The organism is Bacillus sp. SJ-10 (assembly GCF_002843505.1).
Lineage (GTDB): Bacteria > Bacillota > Bacilli > Bacillales > Bacillaceae > Bacillus > Bacillus velezensis.
Genome location: NZ_CP025258.1, coordinates 3,932,298 through 3,953,556 on the forward strand (window position 1 = coordinate 3,932,298; position 21,259 = coordinate 3,953,556).

Here is a 21,259-nt window from a genome sequence, read left to right on the forward strand (position 1 = left end):
TCGATTCTTACATGATCAGGTGCGATAACGTCTATCTATTCCTTGCTTTCTTCTTTCTTGATACAACAGCCGCGGCTCCGCCGGCTAATAGCAGCAGAATACCGGCCGTGACCGGCATCATACCGTCCGTATCACCGGTTTTCGGCAGGTTTTTTCCTGTATCCGAGTGATTGGTTTTACCATTGGTATCAGGGTGATGCCCGCCTTGATTCGTTTGATGATTCGGTGTGTCTTTCCCAGGTGCGGGATTTTTTAATTTCTTATTAGAAACGACGACCTCAACGGCTTTTGACTGTCCTTTTTCAATTGTGAATTCAATTGGTTTTTCGTTCAGCTGATAACCGTCAGGCGCTTTTGTTTCGATAAATTGATACTGCCCGGGCGCTAATCCTTTCACCGTAAACCGGCCCTTTTGATCCGTCTTCCATACCGCCGGCCGTTCTTTGCTGCCGCCGGTGTTTACCGGATGTCCGGAAGAATCCGTGATCTTGAATTCAGCACCTTCCAGCACCTTATTTTTATCGTCATGATCCACTTTTGTCAGTGTGACATCACCAGGCGTCAGTGTATTCTCCGCACTGATTTCGACTGGTTTTATGTCGGTATTTGTGATCTTAAATGATATTGGCGTTTGATCCAAACTGTAAAGTTCAGGCGCTTTTGTTTCGATAAATTGATATTCGCCCGCTTTCAGTCCCCGTACAATAATTTGTCCGTGCTCATCTGTCGTCAGACCCTCTGTCAGTACTTTGCCGTTTGCATCTGTCAGATTAAACTTCGCACCTTGCAGGACTTTCCGTTTGTCACCTTGATCCAATTTTGTGAGAACAACGCTGTTCTTGATGTTAACTGCAGTCAGGGCAGCCTGATTCGGTTTTCCGCTGTTCTCAGCCTTAATCGTAAACGGCACAGGGGTTGTTGACAGCAGATAACCATCCGGCGCTTTTGTTTCAACAAATTGATAGTTTCCGGGCGCCAAACCGCCGGCGTCAATTTTGCCGCCTTCTTTTGTCATCAGATCGTCTCTTACGGTTTTTCCATCACTGTCAATGATTTTAAATACTGCACCGTCTAAAACGTTTCCGTCTTGATCCTTCTTGATCAGCTGGACAGAGCCTTGATAGTTGACAAAGGTGCCGGCGTCAGACGGCTTCGGCTTTCCTTCCGCTGTTTCTGAGATGGTAAACTCTTTTTTCTCCGTATTTAACACATAACCGTCGGGCGCTTTTGTTTCGATGAAGGCGTAATGCCCCGGTGCAAGGCCGGACGTTTCTACTTTTCCGTCCTTATCTGAAACCAGATCTTCTTTAACCGTTTTTCCATCACTGTCGACGATTTTGAAAACTGCGCCTTCTAGGTTCCGGCCGTCCGTATCTTCCTTCGTCAGCCGGACAGAGCCTTTATAGTTGACGGCCGTTCCTGCGTCAGTTGACTCCGGCTTTCCTTCCGCTGTTTCTGAGATGGTAAACTCCACTTTCTCCGTATTTAACACATAACCGTCAGGCGCTTTCGTTTCGATGAAGGCGTAATGACCGGGTGCAAGGCCGGATGTTTCTATTTTTCCGTCCTTTTCTGAAACCAGATCTTCCTGAACCGTTTTACCATCACTGTCGATGATTTTGAAAACTGCGCCTTCAAGATTCCGGCCGTCTGCATCTTTCTTCGTTAAAGCGGCTTTTCCTTTATAATTCACCATTGATCCCAATTCAACATCAGGTACTTGATTCTTTTCGTTCTTTGCGATTGAGAAGTGAATGGCTTTTGTGTTTACGATAAACCCTGACGGGGCTTTCGTCTCCATCAGCCGATAGTATCCGGCGGGCAAACCGTTGATCTCAACTTTCCCATTTTTATCGCTTTCAATATTATTTTTTATCAGAGTATAGGTGCCGTCGCTTGATTTTTTCTCAAGCTTAAATACAGCACCGGCCAAAGGATTATTGTTTTCGTCTTTTTTGATAAGCGTCACCTTATTTTTTTGATTTATGACTTTATAGAGTGCTCCTGCTGCGGAGGATTTGCCGTCAATCGTAACGGAGACCCCGTTTACATAAGCGTCGCTGATGGTGTAGCCGTCCGGAGCTTTTATTTCTTTCAGTACATAGGTTCCGTAACGGATATTCCCAAACACAAGTTTACCGGCATCGTCTGTTGTGCCCGTACGCAGCAGCTGCTTGCCGTCTTTAGACCATAATTGAAAGCCGGCTCCTGAAAGAGATGTTCCGTCTGATCCTGTTTTAGATATCGTCAGGCTTCCCTTCTCTCCTGATCCTGAGCCGCCGCCGCTTGAAATGGCGACAAACACTGAGCTGTTGTTCTCTTGGGTCTGCTCCTCAACATTTGTCCCTGATATCGACACTTTGTTGCTGACCTGACCGCTGCTGCCGGAAATATTAATGAGAGAACGATATTGTATGACATACGCGCGGTCGATTTGTTTATAGCCGCCTGTAAAGGTGAGGACAAATGATTGTTCACCGGTGGCATTGTCAGTTTTTATATCTAGTTTATAGTCCTTATCTTTTTCAAGCTTCACATCACCCGGAATAAGATTTCCGCTGCTGTCTTTCATAACGCCGTTCTCATTATATTTTGCTTGATATACTTTAAAAGAATCTTCATCTATTATTTGATTCTCATCCGGTGTGTCTTTGACTTTTACGTCATCCAGTGTCGATTGGCTGGCATTGACATTAATGTTCCAATCGATATTGTTTCCGTTCTGCTTGCCGCCTTTAGAAATCAGGTTTCCTCCGTTTGCGATGGAAACTGAACCCGTCAGCGTTCGGTCTGCATGGTCATTATTAAAGTACTCTGCTTTGTTTGTGTATTGATTCTGTTTGATGGCCTGGCCTTTTAATGACGTTTTAAATTCAATCAGGTATGGTAAAGCGTCATCAGTTTTGAGACGTACGATTAACGTATTTTTGTTGCCGTCTGACGGCTCTTCTATTTCATATTTTGAAGAATCCAGCGACTCTCCTTCAGTGATGGAGCCGTTTTTGCTGATGGTATACGTTTTAACAGCAACCGACCCATGCAAAAATTGCTGACCATCTGTGATCGTATCTTTTATATAAGGATTCTTTGAAGGTTCGCCATTGTAATTGATGCCGACTTTCCATGTGATTTCTTTTGAAACGGCGTTGTATGAGCCGTTTTTGAATCCGTTATGGGACGTCTGATTGTTCGGTGTGAAACCGCTCGATTCCTTATTTGTGCGTTTGCCGCCGTTTTTATCCGTCCATGTCGACTCCGCCGTATTCTTAATGGGTTCGTTTGAAAAGTCAGCGTTGAATTTTGTCGTATACGTGATCTTAAACTGACTGTTTGTTTCTGCATAATCCCCGATCAATGCTATTGTAAAGCCTTGATTTCCGGTTTTTTTTGTTAATGTATAGTCTGTTCCTTCTTTCAGCGTTTTGTTATCAGTCGTGTCTTGCATGTGAAATGAATCGTCAATGAGCGCCAGGCCTCCGCTGGTGAATTGATCATCCAGCGTCCAGTCTTTCATTGTGTAACCGTTTTTGTTAACTGTGATTGTCCAATCAACCGTCTTCTTCTCATAGTCTGCATTTGAATAATTTTTGATCAGATTCTGCTGAATGGCGGTTCCCGGAGTTTCCTTCGAGTCCCCCGTATCTGTCACTGCTGTGTTGGTGTATTTGACAGGACTGTCAATAATGACCCCATCGTTGACTTGAGATTGATAAATGATCTTATATGCTCCTGTGACACTTTGCTTGAATTTTATTTCAAAGCCGTTCCCGTTATCAGTCAGCGTATAATCTTCACCCTCTTTTAATGGGGCGCCCTCTTGTTCGCTTCCGTTCTGGCTGAATGTAATCGGAAGGACTTTCAATGAACCGGGAACAAGATGCAGATCGTCTGATCCGAACGTATCCTTGATGCCGGCTTTGGATTGATCAATCTTTTTCTCACCGTAGTTGTACATAACAGCCCAGCTGAACGTTTGGGATTCTCCTTTATAACCTGTCGAAGATTTTTCTATCATTTTTCCGTAACCCGCTGTTACGGAAGCTTCCGCAGAAATCGGCTCCGCATTGTCTCCGCTGAATGCCGCCTTGTTTGTCAGCGTGATCTTTCCGCCTTTACCCGGCTTTGCCTCATCTTTAATTTCCGTGTCATATATGAGCCGGCAGGCTGAATCGATCGTCCCGGCGAAGGTGACATTACCGTTTTCGCCAACGGTATAACCTGAAGTTATCTCATTTCCCTGACTCACCGAGCCGTCAATATTCACATCAAGTTCATACACTTTCACAGACCGGAAAGTCAATTCGTCCGGAAGGCTTTCAGTCAATTTCGCATGTTTAACTTCTTCTTCTTTTTTATTAAGATCAACCGTCCACGTTACCTTTCCGGGATTAATACCTTTATCCAATGACCCTGATTTCTCAATGGTTTTATTGACATTCGGTTTAAAATAAACCGTTACGTCCGGCGTATCAGAGTTAACCGGAAACTTAATCTTTTGTGTGGTTGATCCTTTTATTTCTTTCTGATTGAATTGGGTGTTTACATACAATGACCCCTTGACGTTAGAATCTTCTTTTACCTCGCCGTTAAACGTCATGATGACATGGCCGCTCGTATTAATGGAAAAAGTTCCGTACGTACTATCGCCGTTGGTCAATGGCTGGTTCGTAATGTCATTATGCATGATAAATTCTTTAGGCAGATCAAATTCATATCGATCACCGTCGTTTATTGTTTTTCCCAGCTCATTCGGAATCGCCCATTGAATGGTGATATTTGCCGGAGAGTTCGTATTCGCAGGGTTGTTTTTGTCATATGGTTTTCCTTTTTCATCCGTCAATTTCACATCAGTTAAAATATTTTGCGTAATCCGGCTTCCGCCTGATTGAAGGCTTTTAGCGGCAGATTTGCTTGTAATCACCATTTTTGATTGACTGCGTTTAGCAGAAGGTTTTGATTTCGTTGTCTGTTCTGCTTTCTCCCCGCCGCCTGCAGATGCTGACTTTTTCTCTGTCTTTTCCTGAGGTTCAGCAGGTGTTGAAGAGGTGTTTTTTTCTGTATCGGAATCCGTTGTTCCGTCTTTCTTCACAGGGATTAACACCTGCTGGGTCTTGCCGGCATCCAGTTGAAAAAGAGCTTTTGCCATTTTTGTCTCATCTGTTATGTCGGGAGTAAACTTCGCCGACAGTGTAATGACGCCTTTGGCATTCCCGGCATCCGCTTCAGCATCGTTCACTTTCACTTCCAGCGTGCTGCTTTTTGCTTCAGCTTTATATATACCGATCACCCGATCAGCTGATGTCAGCTCACCTTCGGCATCGTTATCTAATGTAAAACTTTCCGGAATCTTTATGGTGATATTCCGGTCACTTGCATCTTCCTTGTGTTTTAGTGACCATTCGTATGTCAGTGTCACTTTATCTCCCGGTGCTAAAGCCGGTTCACTGGCTTTTGACCCGTCAACAGTCTGCTGTCTGCCGTCTTTGACTGCAACTGAATCAAAGAACCCGCTCTCGCTTTGTTGTGATCCGGAAGCGGCTGCGATCGGAGTAAAGCTGACAACTTGGCTGAAGATGAAAAACAGCGTGAAGCATGAAATCAATGCCGGCCTCAGCCTTTTGCTTTTTTTCGGGCTGAACGAAAAGTTCCTCACTCCCAAGTCTTATTCCTCCCCTTTTATATAGACTTACGTTCGAACAAGCCGGTAAGTATGGGATTCTCCTTATCCGAACCAAACTACATTGTATGAAATCGGCCTATACAAATTCTGTACATGGGATCATTTCAGAAATAGCGCACAAAAAAAGACCGGCATCAGCCGGTCCGGTCATTCAATCGTCAATTGATTTTATCCTTCAATTGTTTATAGCGTTCGTATTCCTTTATCGCCTCTTCTACCTTTCCCAGTTTATTAAATAACTGCAGTTTGTATTGTATAATTTTATCGTCACCGGGCTCTATTTTCTCGACCTGCAGGCAAATGTCCATCGCTTGATGATCGTTCTTCTCTTGGATGAGAAAACCAATCAGTTCGTACGCTTTGCTGAGCCACAGATGGGCAAGACGCGCTTTTTCCGGCTCCGCCCACAGATAGCCATTCTCCATGAAGTAATGGTTCTCATATGACATGACAATGTTCATGTGCCGGGTTAGTGCAGCTGCGCTGAGCGGAGGAGCCTCTTTTAATGTTTTTTCCCATTCAACTGTATCAATCTTTACCCCGGAAAGCCGGAGAATGTATCCTATATCGGTATTTTCTATTGATTGGCTGAAGGGCAGCTGACCGATTAATTTCCGTATCTGATATATTGTCGAGTAGAGCTGGGTGCTTGCTTTTGATACATCATAAGCAGGCCAAAACATTTCCATCAGCATGTCTTTACTGACCGTGCGCCCTTGATTAAGAAGTAAAAATGCATACAGTTCACGGGCTTTGGATGTTCTCCACTTGACTGTTATGTATGTTTTGACACCATTTACCGATTGATAAAAGTCCAGGTTCCCAAAACATTGTATAACATAATCCGTCCCGGTATTCTCGTCTGCCGTCCTGAGTTTTTTATTCATTCGGATTCGCTCAACAGTTGTCAGCAGCCGGGCATGGTCAACCGGTTTTAAAAGATAATCGACAGCATTTAATTCAAACGCTTTGATCGCGAATTCATTATAAGCGGTGATAAAAACGACTTGGATATGTTCATTGACCTCCTGAATCGATTCAGCAAGCTCAATACCGTTTATCCCGGGCATTTCAATGTCAAGAAACACCGCATCAGCTGCTGAAAGCTCCGAATGCTCCAGAACTTCCGCCGGATCTTGAAACGTTATAATAGATTGAAAGGCGTTTGTCCGCTCAAGCATACGATTAAAATGAAGCAATGCCAGTTCCTCATCATCCACAATTAACGCTTTCAAACCGCATCCCACCCGTCAATATAGATATCTGAAAATAATTTCAATTATACCATGTCTAACGCCCTATATAGTTGGATTCTTTTTCTTTCTCTTGTTGTATTATAAAGTTTGTGATTACAATATTTGTACATTAAATAGGATAATAGAATGCCCCTGAATGGGATAAAGGAGTAATGATGTGAAAGAAAAATTCATTTCGATTTCGATTATTTGCGGCTATGCTGCCTTCTTTATGATTTTTATGGCCATGGATCATTTTTCAGGATCATCCCTCCCTCAAGCGGAACAGGGAGTGATCAATCTGGAAAAGTGGGATTTTCAAAAGGATGGAAATGTCCAGCTGAACGGGAAATGGATTCTATATCCAAATCAGATGCTGTCACCGCAGGCGCTTCATTCAGCAAAAGGAAAAAATCCCGTACTCGTTGATGTCCCTGTCAATGTGAAGCTGTTCGGAAAAACGGCCGATGTGGATTACGGGACGTACAAACTGACAATCCGATCAAATGAAGACAATCAGGTTTTGGGGATCAGCACATCTTTTATCTACAGTTCAAACCGTCTTTACCTTAATGGAAAAGTAATCGGACAGAGCGGCAATCCTTCAGAAAAAGCTGATTTTAAGGCGCAGAACAAACCGTACAGCAGCTTTTTCACGCTTCGCAAAGGTGACAATGAACTTGTCCTGCATTTTTCGAATTTCGGAAAAGTTCCCGGCTGGGGGATCGCAAAACCGATAACGTTTGGGACTCAAGAACAAATTATACGCGAGAATCAAATTTCCTTTTTCAATGATTCCATTATGATTACGGCTTTTTTCATTACCGGTTTATATTTTCTCGGCTTTTTTCTCCAACGGACAAAGGATAAACATTTATTGTTCTTTTCCGTGATGTGTCTGCTTTTTTCAGCCATTATTCTTATGATCGGGAAAGAAAGAATTATCTTTCTCCTCTTTCCGTCTATTTCATTTTCATTGCTGAATTCCTTGCGTATCATCTCAACCGTGCTTGTCAGCATGGCGGTTTTTCTTTATCTCTTTTATGCATACAGAGAAATTGTTTCAAAAACGACGATCACCTTTTTAACCGCTTTATCCGGGATTATCTTGATCACTGATTTTATGTCCGGAAGTTTCATTGACCACCTCTCATACATTTTACATTCTGTGCTTGCCGTTACGACTCTGTTTTATATTACATACATTTTTACGATTGCCGCCATAAGAAAAATAAAAGGAAGCACGTACCTTACACTCGCATCCGTCTCGATGAGCGCTTTTGTGATTCTTACGACCATTTCAGCTTACAGCGGCAAAACGGCTTTTTCTTTTAATTCGATCTATTCATTGCCGACAGTTATTGCTTTATTGGCGGTGGTTCTTCTGATGGCGCAGCAATTCGCCGGAGCTTTCCGGGACAATGAAGTCCTCTCACGGAAATTAGTCAAAATCGACCAACTGAAAGATGAATTTATCGCCAAAACTTCACACGAATTCAAGACGCCGCTGAACAGCATTATTAATATATGCCAAACCCTTGTAGCCGGCAGAAAAAAGAAGACGATAGAGGAAGAGAAAGAAAATATGCAGCTGATCATCCGTATGGGCTACAGACTTTCTGATCTCGTAAATGATATTCTTGATTTGGAAAAAATGAAGCAGGGTATGCTGCAGATTCGTCCGGTTCCCGTCGATGTGCATGCCGTCATATGCAGTGAGATGAACTTCTACCGGCTTTTATCCAAACATAAAAAACTTGCCATTCTTAATCATGTGCCGGACGATCTCCCTTTGGTGCTTGCAGATGAAAACCGTTTCCGGCAAATCTTAACCAATCTTGTTGAAAACGCAATCAAGTACACATCCGAGGGGAACATTATTCTTTCTGCTGAAAGCCTGAATGACAAAATGATTCAAATCACGGTGGCCGATACCGGCAGCGGCATTCCTGAGGCTGATCTTGAAACCATTTTTGATTCTTTTCAGCAAGCGGAAGGAACGGAAGAAGATGGAACGGGTTTAGGTTTAAGTATTGTGAAACAGCTCGTCAAGCTCCAAAACGGGGACATCTGGGCGGAGTCAGCGGCGGCGCAAGGATCAGCCTTTCATTTTACGTTACCCGCCGCTCAAATTGATTCTTTACCGGAAGCAAAGACCGAACTTCCTAAATCACAGCCCGGACAGAGAATGTCGGATATTTCGCTGGTCACGCCTTATCACTCAGAAAAAATCGATGCTCCGACGATTCTGATCGTCGACGATAACATCGAGAGTTTGAAAATTTTAACGGATATGCTGGAAGGTGTTCCTTATAACGTAATCGCAGTAAAAAGCGGAAAAGAGGCGCTTCAAGCTGTCTCTTCCTCGAAGCTTGACTTGGTCATATTAGACTTGATGATGCCCGACATGACGGGTTTTGAAGTCTGCACAATCATCCGCGAAAGATTCAGCATGGTCGATCTGCCGGTTCTTATCGTTACGGCAGCCATTATCAGCCATGACAAATACAAGGCGTTTCATGCCGGAGCAAACGACATTTTACAAAAGCCTTATCATTACTCTGAATTCACCGCGCGTATTAAAAATTTAATTTTGATGAAGCATACGGCTCACCAAGCCACAAATTTGGAAATGGCTTTTCTTCAGTCGCAAATTAAGCCTCATTTTCTTTACAATGTATTAAATACGATCATCGCGCTCAGCCATTTGGATATTGAAAAAGCCCGGGAAACGACTGCTGCATTTACAAACTATTTAAGGATGAGTTTTGATTTTCAAAACACTTCGGACATCAGCTCATTCAGAAACGAACTTTCTATCATTACGTCATATCTTTCTATAGAAAAAACACGCTTCGGCAAACGGCTTGATATCTCTTTTGATATTGAACAGGACATTGACTTCCCCCTTCCGCCTTTAATGATACAGCCATTGGTGGAAAACGCCGTTCATCACGGGATCAGTAAGAAAAGAGGCGGCGGACGGATAAAGCTGACAGCGAAAAAACAAGGCGAAAACACGTATTTAATCAAAGTGGAGGATAATGGAACCGGCATCATGCCGGACATACAGGAAGATATTTTGTCTTCTGATGTTAATCGCCGTGTCGGCTTGAAAAATATCAATCGGCGGCTGAAGCATTTTTGCGGAAGTGAATTGACGATCACCAGCACCCCGGATGAGGGCACCGCTGTTTCGATGATGATCCACACTCCCGGCACAACGGATGATTCGAACTCACTAAAAACGTCTTCATTAAGATACTGATTAACTTCAGAAGGCTTGTAAATACTTCTGCCGGCTGTCGGGAAATTCCCGTCAGCCTTTATTTACCCAAAAAGTAAAAACAAAAAAGCTTGAAGAAAAAGTGATATCTTCTCCAAGCTTAGATGATCCGCACCAGTCTGGCCGTTTTCACTTAAGAAATCGTAACTCCCGCGCTTGCATATCCCGCCACTGTATTAATAAGCGAAAGGCCGGTCGCAGTGGCGGAGAATACCATTAACAGCCGGGTTTGAGGAGTTACCGCAATGTTCAGCCCTGTCGTGATTCCGTTGCTGATGCTGCCGATTGACAATATGCCGGTGAGAGGAGGAGCTAAAGTGACGGATGCTCCGGGGATCGGCGAGAACGTATTGTTCGGCACTGTGGAACTGTATAATTGTGCGGTTATCGTAACAGTCGAGCCGACAAGCGACAATGCTGCGGTTGTACTGAAATAGGCGGCAATTGATGTAATGGTTCCGCTTCTCGGAGCAGAAAAAGCAAAGTTCAGCAGAGTTCCTCCGGCCCCGGTAAGATCAATTGCGCCTCCCCCTCCGACATTGACGCCCGTCACAGAATTGCCGAAGCCGACAAGGCTCACCGTTCCGATTAATCCGCCGGCAATGGTCGTCACGGCAGTGGGAAGACCTGAAGCATAGGGAATGATCGCGCCTGCTCCGGTTGCTCCGGTTATCCCAGTTGCGCCGGTTACTCCGGTTACTCCGGTTACTCCGGTTACTCCGGTTGCTCCGGTCGATCCTGTTACTCCAGTCGCTCCAGTACCTCCGGTTACTCCCGTTACCCCGGTTGCCCCAGTACCTCCGGTAGCACCTGTTACTCCCGTTACTCCCGTTACTCCGGTTTCTCCAGTGGCTCCGGTGGCCCCTGTTACTCCGGTGGCCCCTGTTACTCCGGTTACACCGGTTACTCCAGTTGATCCCGTTACTCCGGTGGCTCCAGTAGCTCCGGTTACACCGGTTGATCCCGTTACTCCGGTCGCTCCTGTTGATCCAGTATCCCCGGTTACTCCCGTTACCCCGGTTGCGCCGGTTACACCGGTTGATCCCGTTACTCCGGTCGCTCCGGTTACTCCCGTTACTCCGGTTACTCCAGTTGATCCCGTTACTCCGGTGGCTCCTGTTATTCCTGTTGATCCAGTATCCCCGGTTGCTCCGGTTACCCCAGTTGCCCCCGTTACCCCGGTTGCGCCGGTTATCCCCGTGGCTCCCGTTACTCCGGTTGCGCCGGTGAGCCCGGTGGCTCCCGTTACTCCAGTATCCCCGGTTACACCGGTAGCACCTGTTACTCCGGTAGCACCTGTTACTCCGGTTACTCCAGTGGCTCCCGTTGCCCCAGTCGCTCCAGTATCTCCGGTTACTCCCGTTACTCCGGTCGAGCCTGTTACTCCGGTTGCGCCTGTTACTCCGGTCGCCCCAGTATCCCCGGTTACTCCCGTTACTCCAGTTGCGCCTGTTACCCCAGTTGCCCCCGTTACCCCGATGGCACCGGTTAATCCAGTTGCTCCGGTTATCCCCGTGGCTCCCGTTACTCCGGTTGCGCCGGTGAGCCCGGTGGCTCCCGTTACTCCAGTATCCCCGGTTACACCGGTAGCACCTGTTACTCCGGTCGCTCCAGTATCCCCGGTTGCTCCGGTTACTCCGGTCGCTCCGGTTACTCCAGTGGCTCCCGTTACTCCCGTGGCGCCGGTTGCTCCGGTTAGTCCAGTAGCTCCGGTGGCTCCCGTTACTCCGGTTGGGCCGGTGAGCCCGGTGGCTCCCGTTACTCCAGTATCCCCGGTTACACCGGTAGCACCTGTTACTCCGGTCGCTCCAGTATCCCCGGTTGCTCCGGTTACTCCGGTCGCTCCGGTTACTCCAGTGGCTCCCGTTATCCCGGTGGCTCCGATTTCTCCCGTGGCTCCCGTTATCCCAGTTGCGCCTGTTACTCCGGTCGAGCCTGTTACTCCCGTCGCTCCAGTATTCCCGGTTACTCCCGTTACTCCGGTTTCCCCGGTTTCTCCGGTTATTCCGGTTGCTCCCGTTACTCCCGTGGCGCCGGTTGCTCCAGTCGCGCCGGGATCTCCAGTGACGCCGGTTGCTCCGGTTAGTCCAGTAGCTCCGGTGGCTCCCGTTACTCCCGTTGCGCCTGTTACCCCAGTCGCTCCGGTATTCCCGGTCGAGCCCGTAGCTCCGGTGAATCCCGTTGCTCCGGTAAACCCCGTTGCTCCAGTGAATCCCGTTGCTCCCGTTGCGCCTGTTACCCCAGTCGCTCCGGTATTCCCGGTCGAGCCCGTTGCTCCGGTGAATCCCGTTGCTCCGGTAAACCCCGTTGCTCCAGTGAACCCCGTTGCTCCGGTGAATCCTCTTACATGAAAATGATTTGGATGACAGCATGGACACCATCTTTCATGACAGCAAGAGTTTTCGCAACAGAATCCTTCACAGCAATGTGCTCGATTTTGATAACTGCGCCTTTGATTTCTTCTTTTATGTTGAAAATGACAGCAACAATCATTGCAATTCCGGCAGTCGTAATCCCAAGAGTCGTATCTGTTATACCAAGTATCTCCTTTTCTCATTACACCACCTCTATTCGCATAATATTTCCACGAAGAAAAAAGGTGTGGCAAAACCCCACTTCTATTGGGCAAATTTTCAAATGGTCTTTAAGGCTGCATCATGCACAGCTTTTTTCACAGAAAAAAAGACCTAACTGTGCATAAGTCAGGTCTTTCATCTTTAAAATATCAGTCTGCTGTTGTCATTAGGTTGTCGGGAAACTTATGCTGTTAAAATCGATATTGAGAGCAGTTGCTGCCGTTAAATTATTAGCAGTTGTTAAAATAATCCTTAGCTGGTACGTGTTTGTTCCTGCGGTCGGCGCAGTATCCACTGTTGTGTCCGCAATCGAAAAACTTTCCGTAGCTGCGGTAGTATTAGTTCGCGACAGAGTTCTTGTATGAATTTGTACTGTTCCCCTATATAATCTCACCTCAAAAACAAAGTTTGAATTGGCTGCAGATGTTATCGCGACACTGAGGGCATAATCAAGCTTTACATTCTGCAAAGCATTAACTGGGATTGCCAGCGTAGCAACGGGAACTTCTGTATTTAACGGCGGATAAACAGTGAGCGGCCCGTTGGTTCTTGTGAAGAGCAAGGCCGGTGTACTGCCTGTGGCGCCGGTTACTCCTGTTGATCCCGTTGAGCCAGTCGCGCCAGTTTCTCCTGTTACTCCAGTTGCTCCAGTTATACCCGTTGCTCCAGTCACACCCGTTGAACCGGTTGGGCCTGTTATTCCGGTTACACCAGTTGCGCCTGTTGATCCGGTTGAGCCCGTTATTCCGGTCGCTCCCGTTGGGCCCATTTCTCCAGTTATACCGGTTGCGCCGGTTGCGCCGGTTTCTCCAGTTGCTCCGGTTACTCCAGTTACTCCTGTTGGGCCAGTTTCTCCGGTTGAACCAGTTACACCAGTTGAGCCCGTGACCCCAGTCGGGCCAGTAACTCCTGTTGGCCCTGTTACTCCGGTTATACCAGTTGGGCCGGTTTCTCCTGTTGCACCGGTTTCTCCAGTTAATCCCGTCGCACCAGTTGAGCCGGTTTCTCCAGTTGCTCCTGTTGCTCCCGTTACTCCTGTTGCTCCTGTTACTCCAGTTGATCCTGTTGCTCCTGTTACTCCAGTTGATCCTGTTGCTCCTGTTACTCCAGTTGATCCTGTTACTCCAGTTGATCCTGTTGCTCCTGTTACTCCAGTTGCTCCTGTTACTCCAGTTGCTCCTGTTACTCCAGTTAGTCCTGTTACACCAGTTATTCCCGTTACACCAGTTATTCCCGTTACACCAGTTGGACCCGTTTCTCCGGTTGAACCTGTTACCCCTGTTGCGCCAGTCGCTCCGGTTATCCCCGTTGCCCCAGTCACTCCAGTTGCTCCGGTTGATCCCGTTACTCCGGTTGCGCCGGTTTCTCCGGTTACTCCGGTTGGACCTGTTGCTCCTGTTGGACCCGTGATTCCGGTTGGGCCCGTTTCTCCAGTCGCCCCTGTTACTCCGGTTGGGCCCGTTTCTCCGGTCGCCCCTGTTACTCCAGTTACTCCAGTTGCTCCAGATATACCCGTTGCTCCAGTTGCTCCGGTTGGACCGGTCTCTCCTGTTACACCTGTTGATCCCGTTACACCAGTTGGACCCGTTTCTCCGGTTGCTCCCATGATTCCGGTTGGACCCGTTTCTCCCGTTGAACCTGTTACTCCAGTTGGGCCGGTTTCTCCTGTTACACCTGTTGGCCCTGTTGCGCCGGTTAGGCCAGTTTCTCCGGTTGGGCCAGTTACACCGGTTGCGCCTGTTTCTCCCGTTGAACCGGTTACACCAGTCGAGCCGGTTGTTCCTGTTACTCCGGTTGAACCCGTTGCTCCTGTTATCCCCGTTGCTCCAGTCGGTCCTGTTGCTCCTGTTACTCCAGTTGATCCCGTTGCGCCAGTCGATCCGGTTACTCCCGTCGCTCCAGTTTCTCCTGTTGAACCAGTTACACCAGTTGAGCCGGTTTCTCCTGTTGCTCCTGTTGGGCCAGTTTCTCCGGTTGCGCCAGTAACTCCTGTTGGACCGGTTGAGCCAGTTACACCAGTTGGACCCGTGATTCCTGTTGGCCCTGTTGCTCCAGTCGCCCCTGTTGCTCCAGTCGGCCCTGTTGCTCCAGTCGGCCCTGTTGCTCCAGTCGAGCCGGTTGGTCCCGTTACTCCTGCTGGGCCGGTTTCTCCAGTAGCTCCGGTTTCCCCGGTCGAGCCAGTTTCTCCGGTTTCGCCAGTAACTCCAGTTGGACCGGTTGGGCCTGTTGGACCCGTTTCTCCGGTTTCTCCTGTTACTCCAGTTGCTCCAGTTATACCCGTTGCTCCAGTCACACCTGTTGAACCGGTTGGGCCTGTCGATCCCGTTGGGCCTGTTATTCCGGTTGTACCGGTTGTTCCAGTTGAACCAGTTACTCCCGTTGCTCCGGTTTCTCCCATGGCTCCGGTTGCCCCGGTTACTCCTATTGCTCCGGTTTCTCCTGTTGGACCCGTGATTCCGGTTGGGCCAGTTTCTCCCGTCACCCCTGTTACTCCTGTTGGACCCGTTTCTCCCGTTGAACCTGTTACTCCAGTTGGGCCGGTTTCTCCGGTCGAACCTGTTACACCTGTTGCCCCTGTTATTCCGGTTGAGCCTGTTGGTCCGGTTGGACCGGCCTCTCCCGTTGGGCCGATTTCTCCAGTTACACCCGTTACCCCTGTTGGGCCGGTTGCTCCGATTGAACCTGTTGGTCCGGTTGGACCGGCCTCTCCCGTTGGGCCGATTTCTCCAGTTACACCGGTTGCTCCGGTTGCCCCTGTTGCTCCAGTTACACCAGTCAAGCCGGTTGGGCCTGTTATTCCTGTTATTCCTGTTGCTCCGGTTGAACCGGATGCACCCGTCGCCCCGGTTTCTCCTGTCGATCCCGTTGGACCAGTCTCCCCAGTTGACCCGGTTGATCCTGTCGCGCCTGTTACCCCCGTTACTCCGGTTGAGCCGGTTGATCCCGTTGCACCAGTTGAGCCTGTTACTCCCATTGCCCCGGTTACACCAGTCGAGCCGGTTGATCCCGTGGTTCCGGTTTCTCCTGTTGATCCGGTTGGGCCAGTTGAGCCGGTTGCGCCAGTTACACCAGTTGAGCCCGTGACCCCAGTCGGGCCAGTAACTCCTGTTGCCCCTGTTACTCCGGTTATACCAGTTGGGCCGGTTGAGCCGGTTGAACCTGCTACCCCAGTTGCTCCGGTTATGCCAGTGGCGCCCGTTGCGCCGGTTATTCCTGTTACACCGGTCTCTCCTATTGCGCCGGTTGGGCCTGTTACTCCAGTCGCTCCGGTTGGACCGGTTTCTCCCGTTGGGCCGATTTCTCCAGTTACACCGGTTGCGCCGGTGGCTCCTGTTACACCCGTTACCCCAGTCGCTCCTGTCGATCCCATTGCACCCGTTGAGCCGGTGGCTCCTGTTGGCCCAGTTACACCAGTCGCCCCGGTTTCTCCCGTTGGGCCGATTTCTCCAGTTACCCCGGTTGACCCGGTTGACCCAGTTCCTCCTGTTGGGCCGATTGCCCCCGTTGCGCCGGTTTCTCCTGTTGGTCCTTCTGGGCCGATTGCCCCAGTCACTCCCGTTGAACCCGTTTCTCCTGTTGATCCTGTTGCTCCAGTTACTCCCGTTGCTCCGGTTTCTCCTGTTACACCTGTTGATCCCGTTACACCAGTTGGACCCGTGATTCCGGTTGGGCCGGTTTCTCCAGTCGATCCTGTTGCTCCAGTCGAGCCGGTTGGTCCCGTTACTCCTGCTGGGCCGGTTTCCCCGGTCGAGCCAGTTTCTCCGGTTGCGCCAATTACTCCAGTTGGACCGGTTGGACCAGTTTCTCCCGTTGCTCCGGTTACTCCTGTTGCCCCAGTTGGGCCGGTTGCTCCGATTGAACCTGTTGCTCCGGTTGGACCGGTCTCTCCCGTTGGGCCGATTTCTCCAGTTACACCGGTTGCGCCGGTTTCTCCCGTTGAACCAGTTGAGCCGGTTACTCCTGTTGCCCCGGTTGCCCCTGTTGCTCCAGTTACACCAGTCAAGCCGGTTGGGCCTGTTATTCCTGTTATTCCTGTTGCTCCGGTTGAACCGGATGCACCCGTCGCCCCGGTTTCTCCTGTCGATCCCGTTGGACCAGTCTCCCCAGTTGACCCGGTTGATCCTGTCGCGCCTGTTACTCCCGTTGGGCCTGTTGGGCCTGTTGAGCCGGTCGTTCCCGTTGCTCCTGTCGGCCCGGTTATTCCTGTCGCACCGGTTTCTCCGGTTACTCCCGTCGCCCCGGTTACTCCAGTTGAACCCGTTTCTCCTGTCGATCCTGTTGATCCGGTTACACCAGTTGAGCCCGTGACCCCAGTCGGGCCAGTCACTCCTGTTGATCCGGTTACACCAGTCGGACCCGTTTCTCCCGTTGAGCCAGTTGCTCCTGTTTCTCCTGTTGGACCAGTCTCCCCAGTTGACCCCGTTTCTCCTGTCGATCCGGTTGGGCCGATTGCACCCGTTTCTCCGGTTGCGCCTGTTGCTCCTGTTATCCCCGTTGCCCCAGTCACTCCCGTTGATCCCGTTGCTCCGGTTGAACCTGTTACCCCGGTTGTCCCCGTTACACCAGTCACTCCTGTCTCCCCGGTCGGACCTGTTATTCCTGTCGCTCCGGTTGGGCCGATCGGGCCAGTAGCCCCTGTGGCTCCCGTTATCCCCGTTGCCCCAGTCACTCCAGTTGGACCCGTTTCTCCCGTTGAGCCAGTTGCTCCTGTTTCTCCTGTTGGACCAGTCTCCCCAGTTGACCCGGTTGATCCGGTTTCTCCTGTCGATCCCGTTGCGCCGGTTATTCCTGTTACACCGGTCTCTCCTATTGCGCCGGTTGGGCCTGTTACTCCAGTCGCTCCGGTTGGACCGGTTTCTCCGGTTGAACCAGTTGACCCTGCTGCTCCTGTTGGTCCAGTTACTCCCGTTGAACCAGTTGATCCCGTTATACCAGTTACCCCAGTCGCTCCTGTCGATCCCATTGCACCCGTTGAGCCGGTGGCTCCTGTTACTCCCGTTGCTCCGGTTGAGCCGGTTGGGCCGGTTGGGCCGGTTGGGCCGGTTACACCCGTGACCCCAGTCGGGCCAGTAACTCCTGTTGCCCCTGTTACTCCGGTCGATCCCGTTTCTCCTGTTGCACCTGTTACTCCGGTCTCTCCTGTTGCACCAGTTATCCCAGTCGCTCCTGTTACTCCCGTTGAGCCGGTGGCTCCGGTTGGACCGATCTCTCCCGTGGGCCCAGTTGAGCCTGCTGCACCAGTAACTCCAGTTGGACCGGTCGAGCCGGTTGGGCCTGTTGCTCCAGTTGAACCGGTCGCTCCTGTTGATCCTGTTACTCCAGTGGCTCCGGTTAACCCCGTTTCTCCGGTTGAACCTGCTACCCCAGTTCCTCCTGTTGCCCCGGTTGAACCTGTTGCGCCAGTTGGGCCTGTAACCCCGGGTGCACCCGTTGACCCAGTCGCTCCTCTTGCCCCGGTTGAACCTGTTGCTCCCGTTACACCAGTTACTCCGGTCGCTCCTCTTGCTCCGGTCACTCCTGTGGGGCCCGTCACTCCTGTGGGACCTGTAATTCCTGTAACGCCAGGTTCACCCCCGGTTTGCGCCAATGAAACGTCGTCTATTAAAACCGTGCCGGAAGAAACTTTACTTAATACAATGACGGCAGAGGCCGCGCCAGAAGGCACACTGCTTGTTTTATAGATTTCAGACCATGTGTGAAAGAGCACGTTCGGCAAATTTCCGGGTGTAATATTTTCTTGAATGGAACTGATTTGTTCACCTGCTGCGCTGATATAGATGATCTGGAGAGTTACTTGGGGACTTGGCTCATTTCCGAGCGTTGCGAGTGATACGAATAGAGTCAGTGACTTGGCTGAAATGGGAACGATTTGACTGAGGTAAGCATATGGCTGAGCTCCAATAAATTGCGCGGAATATCTCCCTGAATGTGCAAACAAACTGTTAATCTGGGTATTGGCCGAACTCCAACCCGCTAATGTGCCGGTTTCAAAGCTCCCGTTTATAATCGGATTATTCATTCAATCTTTTTCCCTCTCCTTCCCGTTGTTGACCGTCTTACCTATTAAGACAGCATATTAATACGGGCTGTGTTTTGACAACCTAAATAAAAAAGGTGATTTCTACTCATCACCTTAGTCCGATCCTTGAATGGGGAATCCCGTCGCAATGAGGGAGCGGTTTGCCGCTGCGACTTGTGTTACGAGATTCGAAGAAAGGACGGATAAATAGAGCTGGTACGCGGCTGTTTCATCCGCCTTCATTTCGTCGATGTACGTAAAAGGAATTCCTATGATTTGTCCGCCTGAAGAAAAGAGGTTCCGCTCTTGTCTCTGTGTTTGTATCGATACGCCATTTCTTTGCAGATCGACAGCTAAGACCAATGAGAAATGAGACGCGAGCGGGTCTAATTCCACATTTACTTGTATGACGGCATCCGTTTTCACCAATTGATCTGTCGGCGCGGCTATCACTGTGCTTAACACGTTTATCGGTGTTCCTTCTAACGGAATCATCATCTGGTCTGCTGTATTTTGAAAAGCTACCGCAGGAACCGCTCCCGGCGGCCCCTCAGGCCCCGGGGGACCGGGCGGACCCGCCTCCCCTTGCGGACCGCGGGAGCCGGCGGGTCCTCTTTTGCCTTCGGGACCTCGAAGCCCGGGTACGCACAAGGCAGATCGATTTTCATCTGAAGATGGAAACCGTTTTTCCGTCCCTGTTTCCGGTCTTTCAAGTTCACATGGTAATTGTTCATACCGGTGTTTCATATGTCTGCTCATATATTTGTAAGGTTTCTGTTTCAATATCATGTATTGATCACGGACGCTGCTCATATTATCACCCCGGCAATATTCTATTCGCACTGAAGTCATCATGTGCAGGCCCTTCCCATTCCCTACAGAAATAAAAAAAGGCAGACCTAAGTCTGCCTTTTTTCTTCTACCATAACCCTAATACTTTCCACCATAATCCGCCGATCACAAGCCATGTCACAATATGGACGATTGACAGGATAAAGCCGATGGACCACCATTTGCTTTGCGATATATAACCCGCTCCGAAAAAGACCGGAGCCGCTCCTGAGCCGTAATGCGTCGTAGAACCGAAAAGGTTGCTGAAAAACGCCAGGCTGAGCGCCGCCAACAGCGGCGGAGCGCCTGCCGCCACGATGACGGCGAGAAATGCCGCATACATGGCGCTGATATGCGCGGTTGCGCTCGCAAAGAAGTAATGCGTGTAATAATACACGACAATCAGAATCATAAATGCCACAATCCATGAAAAACCGGAAACAGAAGATTTCATCATATTGCTGAACCAAGACACCATACCGAGCTCATTCAGGAAATTCGCCAGCATCACAAGCGCCGCGAACCAAGTCAGCGTATCCCATGCACCTTGTTCTTTTTTGATATCCTCCCATGTTAATACCTGTGACAAAAGCAAAACGGATAATCCGATCAGGGCCGTCGTCGTTGCGTCAATATTTAAGCTTCCTCCGAAAATCCACAGCGCAAGCACCAATAAAAACACGATGACCATGGAGAGTTCGGATTTTTTAAACGGACCCATTTCTTTCAATTTTTCCGTTGCGATTTTAGCCGCATCCGGTGTTTCTTTAATTTCCGGCGGATACAGCTTATAAATGACGAGCGGCGTAATGATTAAGCTCGCCAATCCCGGTACAATGGCCGCGATTGCCCAGCTTGTCCATGTGATGTCCACCCCTGCGACATCGTGGGCCAGCTTGGCGATCAGCGGGTTCGCCGCCATTGCCGTCAAAAACATCGCAGACGTAATCAAGTTTCCTTGAAAACCGGTTTTTAATAAGAAAGCGCCGATTTTCCGCTCTGTTCCGTCTGCCGGCGTTGATCCGAAAGTTTCGGATAATGATCTGATAATAGGAAAAATAATGCCGCCCGCCCGTGCCGTATTGCTCGGAATGGCAGGTGATAAAATTAAATCACTGAAAAGCAGTGAATAAGAAAGGCCGAGTGTTTTCTTCCCGAACCGTTGTACGAATACGTAAGAAATCCTGGCGCCGAGCCCGGTTTTGATGAACCCCCGGGAAATAAAAAAGGCGATGACAATCAGCCAGATTGTCTTGTTTCCAAATCCGCTTAACGTATTTTCAATAGATAGCGTTCCCGTTAACGCGGTGACTGCCAATGCAAAAATTGCAATTGCGCCCATTGGCAAGGGCTTGGAGATAAAGCCGATAATTGTTGCGACAAAAATAGCGAACAAATGCCATGCTTTAGGTTCAAGTCCGGACGGCGCGGGAATAAACCAAATGATTAATCCCACAGCAACAGTAATAAGCAAAGGAATGATTTTTACTGCCTGCTGTTTTTTTGCGTCTTTTTCTGAAGCCATTACAGGTCTCCTCCTATTTTGTTGTCTTCCATCCCCTATCCCATTTTACTACTTAACTAAGTTAATAAACGTTTTTGTTAATTAAAAAACACAAAGGAATATTTTCC

General features: G+C 49.1%; 7 protein-coding genes and 1 pseudogene. 2 read left to right on the forward strand and 6 right to left on the reverse strand.

Annotation, left to right across the window (positions count from 1 at the left end; genetic code table 11):
• Positions 1–31: 31 nt before the first annotated feature.
• Positions 32–5,659 (reverse strand): SpaA isopeptide-forming pilin-related protein, encoded by a 5,628-nt coding sequence (locus CXL14_RS19595; RefSeq protein ID WP_088056282.1) that lies wholly within the window; start codon positions 5,657–5,659, stop codon positions 32–34.
• A gap of 179 nt (positions 5,660–5,838) precedes the next feature.
• Entirely contained in the window at positions 5,839–6,915 is a 1,077-nt protein-coding gene (locus CXL14_RS19600; RefSeq protein WP_088056283.1) for a response regulator, read from the reverse strand.
• An 802-nt stretch (positions 6,916–7,717) separates the two neighbouring features.
• Between CXL14_RS19600 and CXL14_RS20470 the strand changes: the two are divergent.
• Positions 7,718–8,983: pseudogene (locus CXL14_RS20470) on the forward strand (ATP-binding protein); the annotation flags it as partial.
• 225 nt (positions 8,984–9,208) lie between these two features.
• Positions 9,209–10,183 (forward strand): histidine kinase, encoded by a 975-nt coding sequence (locus CXL14_RS20475; RefSeq protein WP_232789962.1) that lies wholly within the window; start codon positions 9,209–9,211, stop codon positions 10,181–10,183.
• Between the two features lie 151 nt (positions 10,184–10,334).
• Here CXL14_RS20475 and CXL14_RS19610 read toward each other — a convergent pair whose 3' ends face one another.
• The 4 genes from CXL14_RS19610 to CXL14_RS19625 form a co-directional block, all read right to left on the reverse strand.
• Entirely contained in the window at positions 10,335–12,758 is a 2,424-nt protein-coding gene (locus CXL14_RS19610; RefSeq protein ID WP_101287921.1) for an exosporium glycoprotein BclB-related protein, read from the reverse strand.
• A 185-nt stretch (positions 12,759–12,943) separates the two neighbouring features.
• Positions 12,944–18,796 carry an NTTRR-F1 domain gene (locus tag CXL14_RS19615; RefSeq protein ID WP_088056286.1) on the reverse strand — a complete coding sequence of 1,951 codons (5,853 nt, stop codon included), beginning with the start codon at positions 18,794–18,796 and terminating at the stop codon, positions 12,944–12,946.
• Positions 18,797–18,910: 114 nt separating this feature from the next.
• Positions 18,911–19,609 (reverse strand): hypothetical protein, encoded by a 699-nt coding sequence (locus CXL14_RS19620; protein ID WP_088056287.1) that lies wholly within the window; start codon positions 19,607–19,609, stop codon positions 18,911–18,913.
• 106 nt (positions 19,610–19,715) lie between these two features.
• Positions 19,716–21,152 carry an anion permease gene (locus tag CXL14_RS19625; RefSeq protein WP_007408966.1) on the reverse strand — a complete coding sequence of 479 codons (1,437 nt, stop codon included), beginning with the start codon at positions 21,150–21,152 and terminating at the stop codon, positions 19,716–19,718.
• Between the last annotated feature and the right edge of the window lie 107 nt (positions 21,153–21,259).

Coding starts and splice junctions, on each gene's coding strand:
- CXL14_RS20475 (WP_232789962.1), top strand. CDS start 9,209: ATGCTGGAAGGTGTTCCTTATAACGTAATCGCAGTAAAAAGCGGAAAA.
- CXL14_RS19610 (WP_101287921.1), bottom strand. CDS start 12,758: ATGAGAAAAGGAGATACTTGGTATAACAGATACGACTCTTGGGATTAC.
- CXL14_RS19615 (WP_088056286.1), bottom strand. CDS start 18,796: ATGAATAATCCGATTATAAACGGGAGCTTTGAAACCGGCACATTAGCG.
- CXL14_RS19620 (WP_088056287.1), bottom strand. CDS start 19,609: ATGAGCAGCGTCCGTGATCAATACATGATATTGAAACAGAAACCTTAC.
- CXL14_RS19625 (WP_007408966.1), bottom strand. CDS start 21,152: ATGGCTTCAGAAAAAGACGCAAAAAAACAGCAGGCAGTAAAAATCATT.